This window comes from Acidovorax sp. SUPP1855 (assembly GCF_030158955.1).
Classification (GTDB): Bacteria; Pseudomonadota; Gammaproteobacteria; order Burkholderiales; family Burkholderiaceae_C; genus Paracidovorax.
In genome coordinates this window covers 57,357-73,187 of record NZ_BQXI01000005.1, presented here as the reverse complement: position 1 = coordinate 73,187, position 15,831 = coordinate 57,357, and the positions used below count along the sequence as shown (strand labels likewise).

Annotated in this window: 18 protein-coding genes; 3 read left to right on the top strand and 15 right to left on the bottom strand. The window is 63.9% G+C overall.

Annotation, left to right across the window (positions count from 1 at the left end; all coding sequences use genetic code 11):
* Position 1: 1 nt before the first annotated feature.
* From AVMA1855_RS06075 to AVMA1855_RS06045, 7 genes are read right to left on the bottom strand one after another with little or no spacing between them, the layout of a single operon-like run.
* A complete protein-coding gene (locus tag AVMA1855_RS06075) occupies positions 2 to 1,453 on the bottom strand; it encodes a TIGR03752 family integrating conjugative element protein (protein WP_284425006.1) in 1,452 nt (483 codons plus the stop codon).
* The gene (locus AVMA1855_RS06070; protein WP_284425005.1) at positions 1,443 to 2,348 is read right to left on the bottom strand and encodes a TIGR03749 family integrating conjugative element protein; all 906 of its coding nucleotides are present in this window, start codon (positions 2,346 to 2,348) and stop codon (positions 1,443 to 1,445) included. The genes AVMA1855_RS06075 and AVMA1855_RS06070 overlap by 11 nt, the downstream gene beginning before the upstream one ends.
* A complete protein-coding gene (locus AVMA1855_RS06065; RefSeq protein WP_284425004.1) occupies positions 2,345 to 3,037 on the bottom strand; it encodes a PFL_4703 family integrating conjugative element protein in 693 nt (230 codons plus the stop codon). Before AVMA1855_RS06065 ends, AVMA1855_RS06070 begins: the two co-directional genes overlap by 4 nt.
* Positions 3,034 to 3,429 carry a TIGR03750 family conjugal transfer protein gene (locus tag AVMA1855_RS06060; RefSeq protein WP_502870273.1) on the bottom strand — a complete coding sequence of 132 codons (396 nt, stop codon included), beginning with the start codon at positions 3,427 to 3,429 and terminating at the stop codon, positions 3,034 to 3,036. The genes AVMA1855_RS06065 and AVMA1855_RS06060 overlap by 4 nt, the downstream gene beginning before the upstream one ends.
* 10 nt (positions 3,430 to 3,439) lie before the next feature.
* Positions 3,440 to 3,814: a TIGR03745 family integrating conjugative element membrane protein gene (locus tag AVMA1855_RS06055; RefSeq protein ID WP_284425002.1), complete on the bottom strand. Its 375-nt coding sequence runs from the start codon at positions 3,812 to 3,814 to the stop codon at positions 3,440 to 3,442.
* A 17-nt stretch (positions 3,815 to 3,831) separates the two neighbouring features.
* A complete protein-coding gene (locus tag AVMA1855_RS06050) occupies positions 3,832 to 4,065 on the bottom strand; it encodes a TIGR03758 family integrating conjugative element protein (RefSeq protein WP_284425001.1) in 234 nt (77 codons plus the stop codon).
* Positions 4,062 to 4,424 (bottom strand): integrative conjugative element protein, RAQPRD family, encoded by a 363-nt coding sequence (locus AVMA1855_RS06045; protein WP_284425000.1) that lies wholly within the window; start codon positions 4,422 to 4,424, stop codon positions 4,062 to 4,064. Before AVMA1855_RS06045 ends, AVMA1855_RS06050 begins: the two co-directional genes overlap by 4 nt.
* 603 nt (positions 4,425 to 5,027) lie before the next feature.
* Here AVMA1855_RS06045 and AVMA1855_RS06040 point away from each other — a divergent pair.
* The 3 genes from AVMA1855_RS06040 to AVMA1855_RS06030 all read left to right on the top strand — a co-directional run bounded on the left by AVMA1855_RS06040 (position 5,028) and on the right by AVMA1855_RS06030 (position 8,613).
* A complete protein-coding gene (locus AVMA1855_RS06040) occupies positions 5,028 to 6,521 on the top strand; it encodes a hypothetical protein (RefSeq protein ID WP_284424999.1) in 1,494 nt (497 codons plus the stop codon).
* Positions 6,522 to 6,575: 54 nt separating this feature from the next.
* Complete coding sequence (locus tag AVMA1855_RS06035) at positions 6,576 to 7,130, top strand: restriction endonuclease (protein WP_284424998.1); 555 nt, start codon at positions 6,576 to 6,578, stop codon at positions 7,128 to 7,130.
* A 196-nt stretch (positions 7,131 to 7,326) separates the two neighbouring features.
* Complete coding sequence (locus AVMA1855_RS06030; protein ID WP_284424997.1) at positions 7,327 to 8,613, top strand: hypothetical protein; 1,287 nt, start codon at positions 7,327 to 7,329, stop codon at positions 8,611 to 8,613.
* Positions 8,614 to 8,670: 57 nt separating this feature from the next.
* Here AVMA1855_RS06030 and AVMA1855_RS06025 read toward each other — a convergent pair whose 3' ends face one another.
* Genes AVMA1855_RS06025 through pilL2 form a run of 8 tightly spaced genes read right to left on the bottom strand, consistent with a single transcriptional unit; the run spans position 8,671 to position 15,709 of the window.
* Complete coding sequence (locus AVMA1855_RS06025; RefSeq protein ID WP_272564261.1) at positions 8,671 to 9,420, bottom strand: TIGR03747 family integrating conjugative element membrane protein; 750 nt, start codon at positions 9,418 to 9,420, stop codon at positions 8,671 to 8,673.
* Complete coding sequence (gene traD / locus AVMA1855_RS06020) at positions 9,417 to 11,588, bottom strand: type IV conjugative transfer system coupling protein TraD (protein WP_284424996.1); 2,172 nt, start codon at positions 11,586 to 11,588, stop codon at positions 9,417 to 9,419. Before traD ends, AVMA1855_RS06025 begins: the two co-directional genes overlap by 4 nt.
* 10 nt (positions 11,589 to 11,598) lie before the next feature.
* Positions 11,599 to 12,141 (bottom strand): integrating conjugative element protein, encoded by a 543-nt coding sequence (locus AVMA1855_RS06015; RefSeq protein WP_284424995.1) that lies wholly within the window; start codon positions 12,139 to 12,141, stop codon positions 11,599 to 11,601.
* 19 nt (positions 12,142 to 12,160) lie between these two features.
* Positions 12,161 to 13,120 carry a phosphoadenosine phosphosulfate reductase domain-containing protein gene (locus AVMA1855_RS06010; protein ID WP_284424994.1) on the bottom strand — a complete coding sequence of 320 codons (960 nt, stop codon included), beginning with the start codon at positions 13,118 to 13,120 and terminating at the stop codon, positions 12,161 to 12,163.
* A complete protein-coding gene (locus AVMA1855_RS06005) occupies positions 13,117 to 13,731 on the bottom strand; it encodes a transglycosylase SLT domain-containing protein (RefSeq protein ID WP_349817090.1) in 615 nt (204 codons plus the stop codon). Before AVMA1855_RS06005 ends, AVMA1855_RS06010 begins: the two co-directional genes overlap by 4 nt.
* Positions 13,716 to 14,447: a TIGR03759 family integrating conjugative element protein gene (locus tag AVMA1855_RS06000; RefSeq protein ID WP_284424993.1), complete on the bottom strand. Its 732-nt coding sequence runs from the start codon at positions 14,445 to 14,447 to the stop codon at positions 13,716 to 13,718. Before AVMA1855_RS06000 ends, AVMA1855_RS06005 begins: the two co-directional genes overlap by 16 nt.
* Positions 14,448 to 14,456: 9 nt before the next feature.
* Positions 14,457 to 15,101 (bottom strand): hypothetical protein, encoded by a 645-nt coding sequence (locus AVMA1855_RS05995; protein ID WP_284424992.1) that lies wholly within the window; start codon positions 15,099 to 15,101, stop codon positions 14,457 to 14,459.
* Positions 15,098 to 15,709, bottom strand: a complete 612-nt coding sequence (pilL2, locus tag AVMA1855_RS05990) for a PFGI-1 class ICE element type IV pilus protein PilL2 (RefSeq protein WP_284424991.1) — start codon at positions 15,707 to 15,709, stop codon at positions 15,098 to 15,100. The genes AVMA1855_RS05995 and pilL2 overlap by 4 nt, the downstream gene beginning before the upstream one ends.
* Positions 15,710 to 15,831: the final 122 nt, after the last annotated feature.

Here is a 15,831-nt window from a genome sequence, read left to right as displayed (position 1 = left end):
GTTAATCCAGGTCCTGCGCATGCAAGGCTCCTCCAAGGCGATGATCGACCTTGCGGCCCTTCGGGTCGTAGTCGATGGTGAGGGGTTGTTCGAGGTGCACCGCCACCTTCGCGCCGGGCCGGACATAGACGGCGGCGAAGGCCTGGCCATAGAGATTGTTCACCCACTGCGACATGTCCTGCACGCCGCCGGCGAGGATGCGGCCCATCGCCTCGTTGCCGGAGATGCCGACCGTGCCCAGCGAGCCGTTGTTGTTGGCGACGACCGCGACACTGCCATTGTCGGATTTGATCAAGGAGGCGACACCGGCGCCCGCTGCGGTGATGAGCGATTGCGTCCCCAGATACTGCTGGGCGTTGCTGCGCCGTTCGCCGCTGACGCAGGGGATGCCGTAGGGATCGCTGATCCAGCCCAGGCCTTCCCGTGTCCCATTGCCGTTGTCATTTCCATTGCCTTCACCCGTGCCGTTCTGCTGCCCATTGCCGGACCCGCGCCCGCGATCCTGTGGCACGGTGCGGATGGTGCCATCGGCGAAGACGAAGGTGACCGAGCGGATCTGGCCGCGCACGCATGAAAGGGTCCAATCGCCGGAGGCCGTGCCGCTCACCACGGCCCCTGCGACGTCGGGAATGTCGATGCCGTTGGCCGTCAGGTTGTCCGGCCCGATCAGCACCTTGAAGGGATAGGGGTCGTTGACGGTGCCATCCACCGGCACACGCCCGATCAACGCGGTCATCGCGATGGAGCCCATCAGGGTGGCGTTGGTCGGCACGGTATAGACGGGCTTCGCGGTGGAGACTTCTGGCGCCTGTCCGCTAACGTCCGTGGTGTGATCGGCGGACGCCCCGTTGGCCTTGTCCATCCCGAACCGGGTGGGGAAACTGAAATTTTGATCGGACACGCCGCTCTTTTTGTCGCGGCGCGCATCGTCGGGTTCGATCCAGCGCATGCCTTGCGCGCCGGGCGCGCCCTTGGCATCCGGCTCCAGTCCGAGACCCACTGGAAGGTCGGCATCGCCGCTTTTTCCGGCCAGCCCCTCGATCTGGCGCTGCACCTCCTGCAGCAGGCCTTGCGCCTGCTGGCGCTCGCCTGCGACCTGATCGCGGTCGGTGCGCAACTGGTTGCGCTCGGCGTCCAGCGCGCTCTGGATGCGCCGGTCGATCGCGCCCTCGCGCTGGCGCAGCCGCTCGTTCTCGGCCTGCTGGGTCTTGTTGTCCGCCAGGGCACCCTGCAGTTCGGTGCGCAATTGCTTGACCTGGCCGACCAGGGTCGCCACGGTGTCGCGCGGCGTATCGGCATCGATGCCCAGGGTCTTGGCCTCCTCGGCGGTCAGCCGGGTGCCGGGCGGGCGGGGCGACGACGCGCTGCCGCCGGAGAACAGCTGGATGCCCGCGAACACCAGCACCAGCGCCAGCGGGACCATCAACCACTTGAGCAGGCCATTACTTTTCATGGGAGGCTCCCTGCGGGCGCTGGGCCGGTTTCGGAAGGTTGGCGGCGGCATCGATCCGGCCGATGGCCGGCAGCAGCGATTGCGCAAGGCCATGCCCCTTCGTCACCAGATAGACGACCGAGGTGTCGTCCGGCTGGCCGGCAGGCCCCAGTGTCCCGTGCTGAAAGGTGGCCGTCACGAAGTCGCCCACCAAGTCCCTTGGGTCCAGGCTGAACGTGCGCGGGGAGCCATTGCTCAGTTGCACGGCCGTGACCCACAGGTCATCGAGCCGCCAGGCCGCCAGGGCCCGTGCCCGCACCGGGACGGTCGGCAAGAGGGTCTCCAGCGCCAGGTGGCGCGGGAGGTTCACGCGCGTGATGCCGCTCAAGGGCTCGACGGTGCGCAAGGGGGCATAGAGATTCTGCGCGGCGTACCGGGTCAGAACGACGGGGATCGGCGTCTCCGGCGTGCGGGGCGATGATCCCGGCCCTTCGGTGGCATCCTCGACGGTTGCCGCAGGTTTTGCATCGCCGTAGCGCACGGCGGCGGCATCGGCCTCGACGATGCGGACCGGCTCCAAGGCCGGCTGGCCAACCCCGGCCGTTTCGGCGGCGACATCCAGCAGGATGAGCGCGCCGGTATCGGCGTCCTGCAATTGCAGCCGGGTGGGTTCGATCGGTTCGCTGGCACGCAGATAGATCGCGCCGCCCGCGCTTTGCACCCGCAACCGTCCTTCCAGCGATGCCGGCACGCCCACGCGGACATTGCGGTCGATGAAGACGACACGCTCCTGATCGACATGCAGCGGCACCGCCAGGGGAAGCCGCTCCCAGCGCAGGATTTCCAGCGCCTGCGCCGGGGAGGCCAGATAGGCCGCGGTCAGCAGCAGGCCGATGGACCAACGGTTGTGTCTCATGGTGTCTCTCCCAAGGCGCCACCGAGCACCCCCGAGGGCCGGCCAGGGGCGGGCGCAGGTTCGGGCGTAGCGATGCGTTGTGGCGGTGTGCTGTAGCAATCCAGCGCCAGCCCGAACGGGTTGCGTTCGGGATCGATGTCCGAGCGCGCGACCTTGAGCGGGTAGCGCACCAGCGCGCGCTTGACCTGTTCCGCCCCGAAATACTCGTCGGCCGTCACATCCAGCGTGACGAGCCAGTCCCGTTCGGACACGGTTCTGACACGCAGCGCGGGATCGCTGCCATAGCCGCGCCCCGGAATCTCGTAGATACCGCGCACGCGCTGGCGCAACTCGCCCGCCGCGCGGCGCAGTTCGTAGTCGTGCAAAAGGAAGTCCTGGCAGGCCGGCGTGAGGTAGGGCGACAGCGCACGGATGTTGCGTGCATAGTCCTCGTCGCCATTGGTCGGCCAACGCTGGAGCTGCTGCCAGATGTAGAACGTGAACGCGTACACGCTCTCCGGGGGAACCTCCCACCATTTGCGGGTGCTGCCCGACCGGAGGTCCGGTGGCACATGGATGGTCAGGTTGCGCGGCGAGCTCCACCAGCCCGCGCCCATCACCAGGGCGATGAGCAGCAGCGCGCCAGCACCCAGGCGCAGGGTCTGGATGTGTGCGCGCAACTGCGTGATTTCGTTCTTGAACCGGCTCACGTCGTGGTCCTCCGGGTGCACCACCAGCCCGAGCGGACCACCAGGCCATCTCCCCCGAACAGCCAGGCCAGTGCCGGCTGGTGGCGTGCGATCCACCACTGCATCTGCCGGTACAGCCAGGTATCGGGCCGACCGCGCTTGTGACGACGCAGGACACCGCCGCCGACGAACACGCCGACCGCGATGGCCAGCACGATGGCGGTGGGCACGACGGCGATCGAGGCGGCGAGGAGGGCCAGCGGCACCCCCATCGCAAACCCCGCCGCCCCCGACATTCCGGCGCAGACCCACAGCTCGTCGGCCGTGAGGCCCCGGACCACCACGGGATGGCGGTTGAGCCGGTGCGGGAGGAATGCGACCGTGCCATCGGGCCGGACATCGTGCTCGGCCATGCCCATGCCCTCACAGAATCCCGGTGGCCTTGGTGAGCAGCCAGATGCCGACCACCAAAAGCACCGCACCGACCGCCACGCTCAATCCGAACTGGCCCCAGGTCTTGCGGCCGTTGTGGATCTCGGCGTAGGTGCCGTAGGCGTGGTAGCAGACACCGATGAACATGGAGGCGACGACGAGCAGCGCCACCAGCATCACGATGTCGTAGGCGTAGTTGCGCAGGGTTTCCATGATGCCGCTGCCCGCGCCGCGGGTGGGGTCCTCCAGCGTGGGCAACCCCTGGGCCTGCGCGAGTGAGGACAGCAGCAGCGCGGGAATACTGGCCCGCGCCGAAAGGCGCACGGGCCAGCGGAGGAGGGAACGATGGGAGGGGACCGGATGCATGGTGTCCTGCCTTTGCGTCAAGAGAGAAGGAAGAAAGTCAGCACGAGGTACATCGCGACGAAACGCATCGCGACACCGAGGAACTGACGCTGGGAAATTCGTTGCTCCGACCAACCGACATAGGCCGTGCGCAATGCCCACACGCCCCACAGCAGCAGGACGGCGAACACGGCCCCGACCAGCAGCCCGAGGGATGCGGAGGCATCGAAACCGCCATTGGCCTGGAATGCGGACAGTTGCTGGGCCGTCATCGCTCGCGCTCCTGCCCGGCGTCCTGGCGGTAGTCGCCGGAGAGGGCAGCCGGGTCGCGCGGCTGGGCGCGCTGCGGGCTGAGGTAATCGCGGATGCCGGCACGCACCCGCTGCAGATCGGCGTTCAGGCGCGTGTAATCGAAGTGGTATCGGGCAGGAACGTCGGGCGCGACGGTGGAGGATTGCCCGACGAGGCGATCGATCAGGTCCAACTGGCGAACGATAGCGGCGAGGCGCTCGCGCTCGATCGCCGCGTCATCGGTTGCGGCGGCTTGGTGTGCCGTGGGCACCAGGCTGGCGAACAGGACCGCCGCGAAAGCGGGTCGCCATGCCAGCGCCGATCTGTGGGTTCGATCCATCGTGCCATCCCGTCTGATGCGAATGGCTGGATGCTGCGGCGTGGTGGGAAAAAAGTCCGCAATCTATCGGAATTTTGGGACCACCACTTTGTTGAGCGACTATTCCAAAGGGCCGTTACCTCCTCGCATGACGCATTTGAAATGTGCTTGTTGAGGGATGGTTAAAAGCCAGGGCTTAGAGCGGCTAACAAACCTCTCGACGAACCGCAAGCAGATGATGGAGCAGGCGAGCTTGTGTAAGGCCATACACGATGACGCTGCTCAGCCGTGCGAGTTCCCAGTTTTGTTAGCGACTCTTAAGGGGCAAGCCCATCGACATCGACCTGTGTCGGCATACGAATAAAGCCTGACAGGTTCCGTGCGGCGTTTCGTCCATCAAGTATCCTTCTCATTGAGATCAACAGCGCATGCGTGACGCTACGAACTGCCGCCTGTACTGCAGAAGCCAAGCCCACCCTTTCCGAATGCGATGGGCCTTGCCCGTTTGATCACTATTCCAACAACATGGTCCTGCTCGGGCCGCTTACCCTGGCTTAGGAAGCGAACAAGAGCAGGCATTCGGTGGAACAGTCCGGCGAGACTGGCTGCCATGAGGGAGGCGACATGACGAGATGGAAGCGCGAGTTCGAGCAACACCCGTTCAAGCAAGTGTGGGCTGACCTAATGGTTGAGGCTGGAAAGCTGGAGGTTGACGACACAACTGTCGTGGAAGCCGTAGAGGAAGCGGCCCGCTTGAAGAAAGCCTTGGCATTCATCGACAAGATCATCAGCCATGTTGATCTGGAGTTGATCCCCCGGTCAGTGTGGAGCAATTGCGAAAGCCAGGCCCAGGTTTGCTTTAGCCAGATCCGCAGTTTTTCAACGAGCAGGGGCGTAAATCATCTGGTGGCCGCTAACGAGAATGCCGACAACCTGCTGTCCTACGTAAGACCGTACATGGTGGCGCCAGAGCAAGCACTGGAAGCCATTGGAGTTGCTGTCAAGGCATTCTCTGATCAGGTGGTCAGCTACACGCGGTCATTTCAGGAACGAGGCTCGCACGCTCAAGCTGTGCTGGCCGCGGCGGAAGGTGATGCCCGGGCGCGGCTGAACAATATTGAAGCGATGGAGCAGAAGGCTCAAAAGTTCGATGCCTACCTCTTCGAAGGCATCGATGGCAACGTTTCCATGGAGACCTTCGTCGAGCGTTTGTCTGAGAAAATTCAGAGTCGCCTTCAGGAAATCGACGCCTTGCACCTCAAGCTCATTCATGGGCCGGATTCGACATCCGCTCAGATTGCTGCGGCCGACAAGCAAATTCGCAACATCCACGACCAGCTTGACTCCATGCTGAAGGGAGTCAAAGCCGAATGCAGCGAACTGGGAGGATTCCATGATCGGATCTTCGGTACAAAGGCGAGCATGGATGATGATCGTCGTGAGGGAGGCCTAAAAGCGGAACTGGATGACCGCATCGCTCAACTGACCAAGTTTGAAGCAGAGCATCGCACCAGACACCAAGCAATGTTTGACAAGATCGACTCATTGCTGCCAGGGGCAGCCAGCGCGGGCTTGGCCACTGCCTACAAGTCCATGAGGGACAGTTTCCAAAAGCCGATCTCAAGGTACACGCAGGCTTTCTATGCTGCGCTGGGACTTTTGTTTCTTGGTGGCCTGTTCATCGTTTCCGATTCCATCAGCATCATTCCGCTGGAAATCAAGCTTGTTCAAGCTCGTGACTGGCAGGACGTGTTACGCACCATGCTCACGCGCCTTCCTATCATCGTACCGGTGGTTTGGGTGGCAATCTTCTCGGCCACGCGTCGGAGTCAGTACGAGCGACTGCAACAGGAATACGCACACAAAGAGGCACTGGCATCGTCATACGAGAGCTACAAGAAGCAGTTGCAAGACCTACAAGTCGACGCGGAGCAATTGCAACAGGTGCTGATCGCAAAGGCAGTCGACGCGATCGCGTACAACGCTTCCGTGACGTTGGACGGCAAGCACATGGAGAAGCCTCCCGCACTGCAATTGCTGGAGAAGCTGAGCCTCGACGACGTCAAGAAGATAATGGATATCGTGCGTTCAAAGGCTACGGCCGATGGCGTGAAATAGAGGCTGCGGCGTCGTCTACCGTGCGGAAAAATCGAAAGCCACATACAACCCGAAATGCAGCCAGGATTAAGCGCTCAACTTCGAAGAGGGCGGCCGTCGATAAACGCCGATTGGTCTATTTCCGTCTTCGACGCGGATGGCTCTCAGATCTCCCTAATTCCATCGAGAGCGCTTGCCCGTGGCGGCATTGGCTACGTCTTCGAACGTTTTGCATGCCTCGACTACGAGCGCCGAGGTTATGTGGTCGAACAGCGATCATCACTGGGCTACCTGGATCGAGGCATCGACCTCGTCGCCGATGCTCCAGGAGAGCGCATTTTCGTACAGTGCAAATTCACTTTGCAGTCCCTCGGACCGAAGAAGATTGAGCAGCTCTTGTATGCCGCATCATCGTTTATCCAGCAGAACCTGATCGACGGAGCAAACTACTTCGACCTCGTCGTGCCAGCCCTCGAGATCGCCTTCCCACGGAACCGCCGTAACGGAGGCCGCAACGCTGCGTACGAAGCTTTTTCGGCTCGAAACCGCCTGCAGCGCAGTGTGGTGTTGCGCGTCGTCGAGGTTCCGATTGAACTGCCCGATGTTTTAGTGTCCGGTGACGGCGTGTAGCTGCTTCGTGCAGAGTTTGAGCTGGTGGTGTCTCCCTGAGAGTCGCTAACAAAAACCGGGAACTTGCACGGCTGAGCAGCGTCATCGTGTACATGAAACGAGCCTTGATCAGCCAAAAAACTCTGGCAAAAACTCAAGCCACTGGTACTACAGCCGAAACCCTCGCCCAGATTAACGTGCTTAATATGGAATACCAATGCCAAGTTTCTCAATTGATTTAGCCGCGGAGCGCATCGTCGAAAAACGATCTCAGAAAAATTTCGAGGAAGTTGTCCGATGCTTTGCCACAGGCTGCTATCGCAGCAGCATGGTGATGCTTTGGACGGTAGTCGTCTGCGATCTTGTCTATAAATTGCAAAACTTGCGTGACATGCATGGTGATGTGCAAGCGGACAAGCTGCTGAAGGACGTTGAAAAAAAGCAGCTTGATAATCCGTCCAATCCGGAGTGGGAGCTCTATCTCCTGAATGAGGTCGTTGCGCGTACCAAGTTGCTGGAAGCGGCCGAGCATATTCAGTTGCAAGGATTGCAGAAACTCCGCCACCTATCGGCGCATCCCGTTCTCACTGGAAGCGACCTTTTGTTTCAGCCGACCAAGGAGACGGCGCGTGCCAACATTCGCACCGCGCTGGAAGCAGTGCTTCTCAAACCGCCGTTGTTTTCTAAGAAAATAGTACCCGCTTTGGTGGCGGATATTGCTATCAACAAGGCGCTTCTGATTTCAACCGGCAAGCTGAAGTCCTATCTGGAGGCCCGTTACTTCCCGAACATGCCCGAGGCGGTGGAGCTGGAATTGTTTCGGTCACTCTGGAAATTCTGCTTCAAGCTCAGGAATGTTGAGACTGACGCACATCGCGATATCAATGTTGTGGCGCTGGGTGTGATTTACGAGCGCAATCCCGCCATGTTCCGCGCGGCGATGGACGGCGATCGGATTTATTTCAGCAATGTTGGACCAGATCCAGAACTGCTCGAAGCGTTGACCCATTTCCTGGCGGAGCACCAGGCACTATACGGATCACTTAATTCTGCCGCCCATATTCTCCTGCAAGGGCAGGCTGCGGGAGACATCAACCTCAGAATCAAGTCTTGGTTTCAGCACCCCCGCTTCGCTGCGCATCTTGCCGCATTGCATTCCGAAACCGCCGATGCATTCGATGATGTCACCGAACAAAGCTGGGCACTGCTTCTGGATGAATCAGCAAGCGAAGGTGTGCTGCAAACTGCATGCGAAATAGCGATAAAAAACTATGGCGCTTGCGTCAATTATGATGATGCGGACAAACGGTTTGGGCGCTTCATCGCGCCAATTCTTGGCAAGGTTGATGCAACCAGGATGATAGCGCTGCTGAAAGAAATCGACAAAAATTCGCAGATATATGATCGGCGTCGCGCCAAAATTGATCACAGGGAAGTGGTGGCTGCTGCGTCGAATTTGTCCGTTGATACCAGTCCTTATAAGAACTTCTTGGCGAACGTTTGATTGGCGTGTCGTAAACTGCCACCAAAAAAATCGATGTCGTTACGCCGCCAGCAGGTTCTATAAATATTTCTTGAAGCTGCCCACCGCGATGTTTACCGCCAATCCCAACAGCATCGCGCTGGGCAGCAGGATCAGCAGCGGGCTGACGCTCACGGGCAAGGCCAGATAGACCACCCATGGCCATACGGCGAGCGGCATCACCGCAGCCTTCGCCCGGTGATAGACAAAACCGGACTCCCGGCCTGCACCGAAGCGCCGGATATCGCGGCGCACCAAGCCATCCACCAGCCCGACGAAGGCCGCCATCAGAAAGAGCGGCAGGCTGAGCACCAGGACGAGCAGTCTAACTATGAACACCAGCAGCATGAAACCGCTGGCAATCAAATAGCGCTCCGTCCAGACATACACCTGGCTGATGTAGAAGCGGAAATCCCGGTGGCTGCCGCGGCTGGGCGCGCTGGCCTGCGCCGACGCATCGCGCATCCAGTCCACCAGACCGCTTCGCACGAAGGTCCATTCGTAGCCCTGCTCGACCAGCCATCGGCCCGTGCGTCCCGGTTCCTCCACCAGCGCGCTGCGCGTGAAATGCCCCGACAACTGGGCCAGTTCGTCGTTCAGCATGTTCGATGCGTGCCGCCAGCCTTCTTCCGGCCAGAACAGGTGCATGCCGACGCATTCGATGGCGATGCACAGCAGCAGCGAGCCGCAGAGGACCCCGACGAAGCGAAACGGCAGCGTGATGATCTGGGCGACCAATCCTTGCTGCTGGTCCTGCTGGCGCCGGGCGGTCGCGGCCGGATCGCTCATGGTGCCGCCACGCTCTCTTGTGCCTCGTCCGCGGCCATGTGGCGAAAGCCGTCCAGCAGATCGGCGGGCAGGGGCGTGTCCTGCAATCCTGCAAATCCCTGGTGTTCCCACCAGTCGCCGGCCTCCACGTAGTGCTGGCGCATGTATCCGGCCAGTTGCTGGAGGTCCTTGGGCATCGCTTCGTCGGGATCGGGCGCTGGCAACGGCATGCGGATCTTCCAGAGATTGCCACCTTCCAGCAACGCAAAAGCCTGGCCCTTCGGGAGGCCGACCACATGCGCCGGCTCGATCAGCGGCACGCTGGAGGTGGTGATACGGTCCTGCGTGTTGCTGGTGAACGCCGTCTTGCCATGGATGTCTGAGCTGTCCGTGGCACCGCTCATGACGGACGTGGCGTAAACCTCCACCTTGGGCAACTGCTTCGTGAGCAGTTCGGCGGTGGCCGTCTCGCGCACCCGCAGCATGAACAGGTTGTTGAAGTTGCCCACCACCTGGCCGGCCTTGGCACTGTTGCCGATGCGTGCCTCGATGTCGGAGAGCGTCTGCGTGTAGGCGGTGACCTGGATGCCCGCACCACCACCCTTGTTGACCATCGGGATGAACTCGTCGCCCATGAGTTCGTTGAACTCGTCCGCATGCACGTTGATCGGAATCTTCGCGTTCGCGGATGCACCGGGCAGTCCATCGTCCACGCCGAACTTGTACAGATGCCCTGCGACCGACACCAGGTCGGAGAACATCGAATTGCCGACGGCGGCGGCGACCTCCGCATCGGACAGTGCATCCAGGCCCACATAGACCACGGCGCGCTTGCGGATGATCTGCATCCAGTCGAAGATCGGCCGCGGGTCGGCCAGGTCCGAATAGTCGGGGGCCAGCAACTGCGCGATCTTGCCGGTGGTGAGTTTTTCCAGCAGCGGCAGCAGGCTGGCCACGATCTTGTCGAAATACGTGCGGTCGTAGCGCACGGCGCTGCGCAGGCCGTCGAGTACCGGGTCGTAGGTCCGCACCTGGGACAGGTACTGCTCCAGCGCCACGACACGTTTTTCCCGACCGATCATGTTGCGCGGGATGTTCTTCTCGTTCAACTTCGCTTCGAGCTGGACGATGATTTCCCAGGCCTTCGGCTCGTTCCGGGCGAAGTAGTGCTGGGCATACTCGATGAACAGCGCATCGATGTTCACGACGTGCCGCTGGATCAGCAGGTAGTCGGGGCGCTGGCCCAGTTCCACCAGCGCACGCGCGATGATGTTGACGAACCGCCAGGCGAATTCGCGGAAGGCAGCGCTGTTGCCCTCGCCGGACAACTGCCCGGCGATGCGGGTCGCCACCTCCGAGATCCGCCCGAAGCGGCCCACGGCGTTGTAGCGCGCGCTGATGTCGGGCCAGCCGAGATGGAACACATAGAACTCGCCCTCGCGGCCTGCGCGTTGGGCCTCGACATACATGCGCTTGAGCAGATCGGCATCGCCCTTGGGATCGAAGACGATGACGACCTCGAAATCCCCGTGGGCATTGCGCCGGCGGATGTCCTGCGTGATGAACAGTTCGGCCAGGCGCGTCTTGCCGACCCGCGTGGTGCCCAGCACCAGCGAATGGCCGACCCGTTCACCCAGCGGCAGGGTCACGTCGGTTTCCTGCGGCTCGATCCCGTGCAAGCGCGGCATGCCGCCCACGGGCGGCAACGGGCGCGCGGGATTGAGCGGGTGATCCCATGCGGTCAGGCGTCCGATGGCCGACAGCGGAAACGGCGCGAACTCCAGGCGCGCCTCCACGCGCCGGCCCAGGCGGTACAGGGCCGTGGGCTCGACGTAGCGGCGAAACTCCGGCCTATAGGTCTGCATCAGGCGGTGGGTGTGCCGCTGGTCCCAGCGAAACCCCCGGCCGATGAAGAGCCGCTGCGAACTCACCGGAACCGCACGGCTGGTCATGACGTAGCGGGGAAGGCGGCGGATGTTGCGGCGGTAACGCAGGATCGCCAGGGCGTCGCGCAGGCGGATCGCGCCGAAGGCGAGAAAGGCCATTGCGGAACCAGCGCCCAGCCGCGGACTCAGCGCCAGCGCCCAAGGGGCCATCGCGCACAGCAGCGCGGTGCCCGCGCAGACCACGACGGTGTAGAGCTCCACCGCGGGCCGGAGCAGGACTTCGACCGCATGGGGCTGGGCCATGACGACGGACTCACTGCTCGATGCCGGTCGCGGTGATCAGCACGGGATAGTGGCGCAGGCCGAGACGCCCGGCAAGATCGTCCCCGGATGCGGGGGAAAGTGTCAGACCTTGGGCCTCCCGACGCAAAGCGGCCAGGGCCCCCGCCGATTCAACGTTGACCACCAGACCCGTCGCATTCATCTCGCGCAGGGCTGCGCCGCGTTCGGCCAGCCAGGCCCGCGAGCGGTCGTCGTCGCCGATCACGAACATCGGCATGAGCCCTGGCGCCTGGATCACACGGCGTGGCTCGGTGCCCGGCGACAGGCGCTGCGAACGCACCGGCAGCATGTCGGCTTCGGAAAACAGCCGGGCCGGTGCGGCGGGCACGGCCGCGCTGGATGGTGAAGGCGAAGCCTGCTGCTTGGGCGGCGGGCTCAATGCTTCGTAGTAGGGCAGGGCCGAAGCGCCGCCCCGGTCCTCCACCACGGTCAATGGGGACTGGGCGAGAACCGGCCACGCACTGCAACACAACAGGCAGGCCAATCCCGACCGGGCGGTGTATGAGTGTTTCATCGGAGGCTCCTTGTCGCGTTTATGGGTCGCTGCGCTCGCAAAGCGCCAGATCGGATTGGCAGCCGCCCCCGCCCTGGTCATCGAAGAACATGTCGTACTGCCGACCGCCACGGCTGGTGCGGCTCCACTGCACCACGGTGCGGATGCCGGCGTAGGTGCCGGGCCGCTCCACGTCCATGGGGTCTTTCACGGCGGGAAAAAACGTCGCGGCCCGGCGCTTGTTCGCTGCGGCCACGATGGCCTCCCATCGCTCGATGCGGTCGATGTGTGTTGGAAACCGCTCGGCAATGGATCGAAGCTCGCCCTTGCGGCAGTTGACGCAGGGCATGCAGCCCACACGACCCATGCCGTGGGCGTAGAGCGGGTTGGGCTCCAGCCCGTGGCGGCGGTGCAGCGCCCACACGTCATCGACCGACCAACGGAAAATCGGGCGCCACACCATGCATCCGGTCTCATGGCGGTTCCAGCGCGGTTGCTGGGCCCGGTGGGCGCTCTCCTGTGCGCGGATGCCCAGCCACTGCAGGACCGGGCCGTTGCGCAGCATCGGGAACACCACTTGCAGAGTGATGGGCTGCGCTTTCAGCTCGAAGGTGCAGAACTGCGCCATCCGGCTCGGAAACCGTCCTTTGGAGATGCAAAGGTCGAGAAACGGGATGCCGGTGGGCTCATGCAATGCCGCGGCTTCCCGGACGATGTGATCGGCCACGCCCATGCGGGGCCATTCCCGCAGCACGAACGCGCGGTGCCGTGCCAGTTGCGCCGTGAAGTCGGCGCGCACGATCTCGATTTCCGGGCCACCCGTGCGCGCGGCGAGTTGCTGGATGAATGTGTAGGTCCACTCATGCTCGTTGCCCGTGTCGGCGAACACGGCGCGAAACGCGCGGCCCGATTCGAGCGCCAGCAGGTAGGTGGCAGTGCTGTCCTTGCCACCCGAAACGTTGACCAGATGCTGGATGCGGGAGCCGTGGCGGCGGATCATCGGGGCGTCCTTTCCTGCCATCGCGCGCCGTGGTGCCAGCCCGCCAGGGCCGCCTGGGCTTGGGAGGGACCCAGGACGCGCGCCAGGTGCTTGCCAACGCTTCGGCGGTAGCGGGCGGCAGGCGCACCACCGGCCGGGCGGTGATAGCGGCCCATCGCCATCAGCCAGTCCTCGCCGGGGTCGTATTGCTCGCGCAGGATCTCGGCAGCGATCGCCAGATTGCGGTAGGGGTCGAGCAGATCGCAGGGCCGGTCGTAGCGGTGCTTCTGGTAGCCGAGGTTGATCTGCCCCAGGCCCGCGTCCACGCGCGTGGACGGCACCTCCCGCAGCGCCCTTTGAAGACCGGCGCAGGCGTCGCCGCGATTGTGGAACCGCCGGGCGTCGCCCGCCACGTTCAGGGTCCAGGGCCAGGGCACCACCCGTCCGCCGCGTTGCCACCCGCTTTCCTGCAACGCGACCGCGTACAGGACCGCAGAGGGAATGTCGGCGCGCCGGGCGGCGATCTGGTAGGCGGGAGGCGGCATCTCCTGCGCCTGCGCCGCAGCGCTGGCAGCCCCCCAACTGGCGAGCAGGATCACCATGGCAGCGAGCCGGTTCATTGGCGCTGCCATTGGCCGTCCACCTGTCGCACGACGGCGGGCAGATCGCCCGGCAGTCCCAGCGACAGCCAGCGGCCCGTATCGTGATTGAGGGTGATCGTGCCGGAGCGGACCTTGCCCGGATCGATGCGGGCCTGGCGGGCCCATTCGCGGATGCGGCCATCCTCGGCGCGGCTTCCCACCATGTAGAGGTCAAAGGGCGTCCCGGCCGATTGCAGTTGCTGCACCAGGGGCAAGCAGGGCGCGCAATCGCCCTTGACGAAAACCGCCAGGCGGGCCGCAGTGCCTGAGGTGCCAGGATGGGGGTTGGCACCGGGCAGGCTGACCCGCTGCGCCCCGGGATGCCGGCGCTGCCAGGCGGCATCGTAGGCGCGCTGATAGACCAGCATCTTCTCCACGCGGCGCGCTTCCGCCTCGACCTGCAACTCGGCATAGCGGCGGCGCTCTTCTTCCGAGCGGGCCTCGATGCCGAGCGCCGACAGGGGGTCCAGGTGCGGAGAGTAGGTGCCCAGCGGGCCTTGCATCACCTCCCGAAAACGCGCCCAGTCCTCCACGCCAAGACCCCAGGTGCGGGCCTGCTGCTCCTCGCTGAGCGCGGTGGCGGCAGGTTGCTCCCGGTTGGGCACCACGGGAGAGGACCGCAGGCGGGCATCCTGCGAAAACACCGGCAGCACGCTGCCTGCCGACAGCCCGATGGCCAACGCGATGCGGGTGGTCCAGCGTTTCATTGCATCCTCCTATGGCACGGCCAGGCGACGGACTTCGCCCTGGTGTTCCCACACCGCCGTGCGGTTCTCGATGGCCTCCAGCCGCCAGCCGGACTCGACGTCACCAGGCCGCAGCACACGGGCCTGCGACGGCGCGGAGGCGTTCTGCGGCAGGATGGTCAGGAAGCGTTCGCCGCCACGCACCTCGCTGCCGATGACCTGGAAAGGTGGCACGGATGCCTTGGGCGGTGGGGGCGGTGCGCCAGGCGACGGGGGTGGCTGCATCGCCGCACGCGCGCTGGTGTTCAGGCGCTCTTCCAATTGTTCGATGCGGCTTTGCAGCGGTGACAGGTCGGGTGCCGGCGGACGCTCTGCGATGGCCTGATCGACCTCTGCCAGCCGCTGTGCGATGGCGCTGCGCGCCTCCTCGAAATCGGCCTGCGTCATTGCGGGTGGCTGCTGTTGGACGCTCTCGATCTGCTGCGCCAGTTCCGCCAGACGGTTTTCCAGGGAGGCGATCTGAGAGGCCCGTGGGCCTGCGCTGGTCCGCTCGGAAAGACGGGACAAGGCAACGTGATCGATCACGGCGATCACGCTGGTGAGGACGAGCGCCGTGATGGCGGCGGCGCGCAGGAGCATCGAGCGGCTGGGCGGGCGCAGTGTGGGGAGTTTCATGACCGAGCCCCCTGGCGGGCCGTGGGGGCCTTGGCCGACATGCCCGTGCGGTCGGGTGTTTTCGATGCCTTCTCGCCAGCAGGCGCGGGCGGGGACCCGGCACGGGAAAAGCACACGCTGCGGGCAGCATCGTCCACCCGAAGTTCCCAGGTGGGACCCGCGAGTGTCAGCAGGGCGTCGCGCAGCAGCACAGGTCCCAGCCGGTAGTGCGCGGCCGGCAATGGCAGCGTGTCGAAAGCCGTGACCTCTCCCGCCTGGCACAGTCGATAGCCCGAGTGCAGCAGCACATGGCGCAGGCCATCCCCGACCGTGGCCTGGCGCGCATCGGGCACCGACACCTCGATCACCTGTTGCAGCAAGTCCTTCTGCGCGGATTCCGGGGCAAGCTCGACCAGCGTATAGCGCCCCTGGCGCACCACTGGCACGAAGCCGGGCGGTGGCTTGGGTGCTGGCGTTGCAGCGTGCGATGGGGACCGGGTGTTCAGCGGCGTGGCAGATGCAGCGGACGTGGTGGGTGGTGGTGCCTTGGCACAGCCGCCGATCAGGGCCGCGGCGAGCCACAGGCCGCAGCCTGCGAAGAAACGTGGGGAGGGATGAATGGATCGCATGGTGGCGGTTCTCTGGAACATCGAACCCGCACGATTGCCCAACGGGCCGGGTGGATCAGCAAACAAAAGGCACCGGCCAGCACCCGGTTTGGCAGGGCGAGGGCGCGGTGCCCAAAAAAGAA

Excerpts from the sequence above, each read along its gene's own strand:
- AVMA1855_RS06015 (WP_284424995.1), bottom strand. The coding sequence starts at position 12,141 with ATGAAACACTCATACACCGCCCGGTCGGGATTGGCCTGCCTGTTGTGT.
- AVMA1855_RS06025 (WP_272564261.1), bottom strand. The coding sequence starts at position 9,420 with ATGAGCGATCCGGCCGCGACCGCCCGGCGCCAGCAGGACCAGCAGCAA.
- AVMA1855_RS06030 (WP_284424997.1), top strand. The coding sequence starts at position 7,327 with ATGCCAAGTTTCTCAATTGATTTAGCCGCGGAGCGCATCGTCGAAAAA.
- AVMA1855_RS06070 (WP_284425005.1), bottom strand. The coding sequence starts at position 2,348 with ATGAGACACAACCGTTGGTCCATCGGCCTGCTGCTGACCGCGGCCTAT.
- AVMA1855_RS06005 (WP_349817090.1), bottom strand. The coding sequence starts at position 13,731 with ATGGCAGCGCCAATGAACCGGCTCGCTGCCATGGTGATCCTGCTCGCC.
- AVMA1855_RS06040 (WP_284424999.1), top strand. The coding sequence starts at position 5,028 with ATGACGAGATGGAAGCGCGAGTTCGAGCAACACCCGTTCAAGCAAGTG.
- AVMA1855_RS06075 (WP_284425006.1), bottom strand. The coding sequence starts at position 1,453 with ATGAAAAGTAATGGCCTGCTCAAGTGGTTGATGGTCCCGCTGGCGCTG.
- pilL2 (WP_284424991.1), bottom strand. The coding sequence starts at position 15,709 with ATGCGATCCATTCATCCCTCCCCACGTTTCTTCGCAGGCTGCGGCCTG.
- AVMA1855_RS06060 (WP_502870273.1), bottom strand. The coding sequence starts at position 3,429 with ATGGCCGAGCACGATGTCCGGCCCGATGGCACGGTCGCATTCCTCCCG.
- AVMA1855_RS06045 (WP_284425000.1), bottom strand. The coding sequence starts at position 4,424 with ATGGATCGAACCCACAGATCGGCGCTGGCATGGCGACCCGCTTTCGCG.
- AVMA1855_RS06000 (WP_284424993.1), bottom strand. The coding sequence starts at position 14,447 with ATGAAACGCTGGACCACCCGCATCGCGTTGGCCATCGGGCTGTCGGCA.
- traD (WP_284424996.1), bottom strand. The coding sequence starts at position 11,588 with ATGGCCCAGCCCCATGCGGTCGAAGTCCTGCTCCGGCCCGCGGTGGAG.
- AVMA1855_RS06010 (WP_284424994.1), bottom strand. The coding sequence starts at position 13,120 with ATGATCCGCCGCCACGGCTCCCGCATCCAGCATCTGGTCAACGTTTCG.
- AVMA1855_RS06055 (WP_284425002.1), bottom strand. The coding sequence starts at position 3,814 with ATGCATCCGGTCCCCTCCCATCGTTCCCTCCTCCGCTGGCCCGTGCGC.
- AVMA1855_RS06050 (WP_284425001.1), bottom strand. The coding sequence starts at position 4,065 with ATGACGGCCCAGCAACTGTCCGCATTCCAGGCCAATGGCGGTTTCGAT.
- AVMA1855_RS05995 (WP_284424992.1), bottom strand. The coding sequence starts at position 15,101 with ATGAAACTCCCCACACTGCGCCCGCCCAGCCGCTCGATGCTCCTGCGC.
- AVMA1855_RS06035 (WP_284424998.1), top strand. The coding sequence starts at position 6,576 with ATGCAGCCAGGATTAAGCGCTCAACTTCGAAGAGGGCGGCCGTCGATA.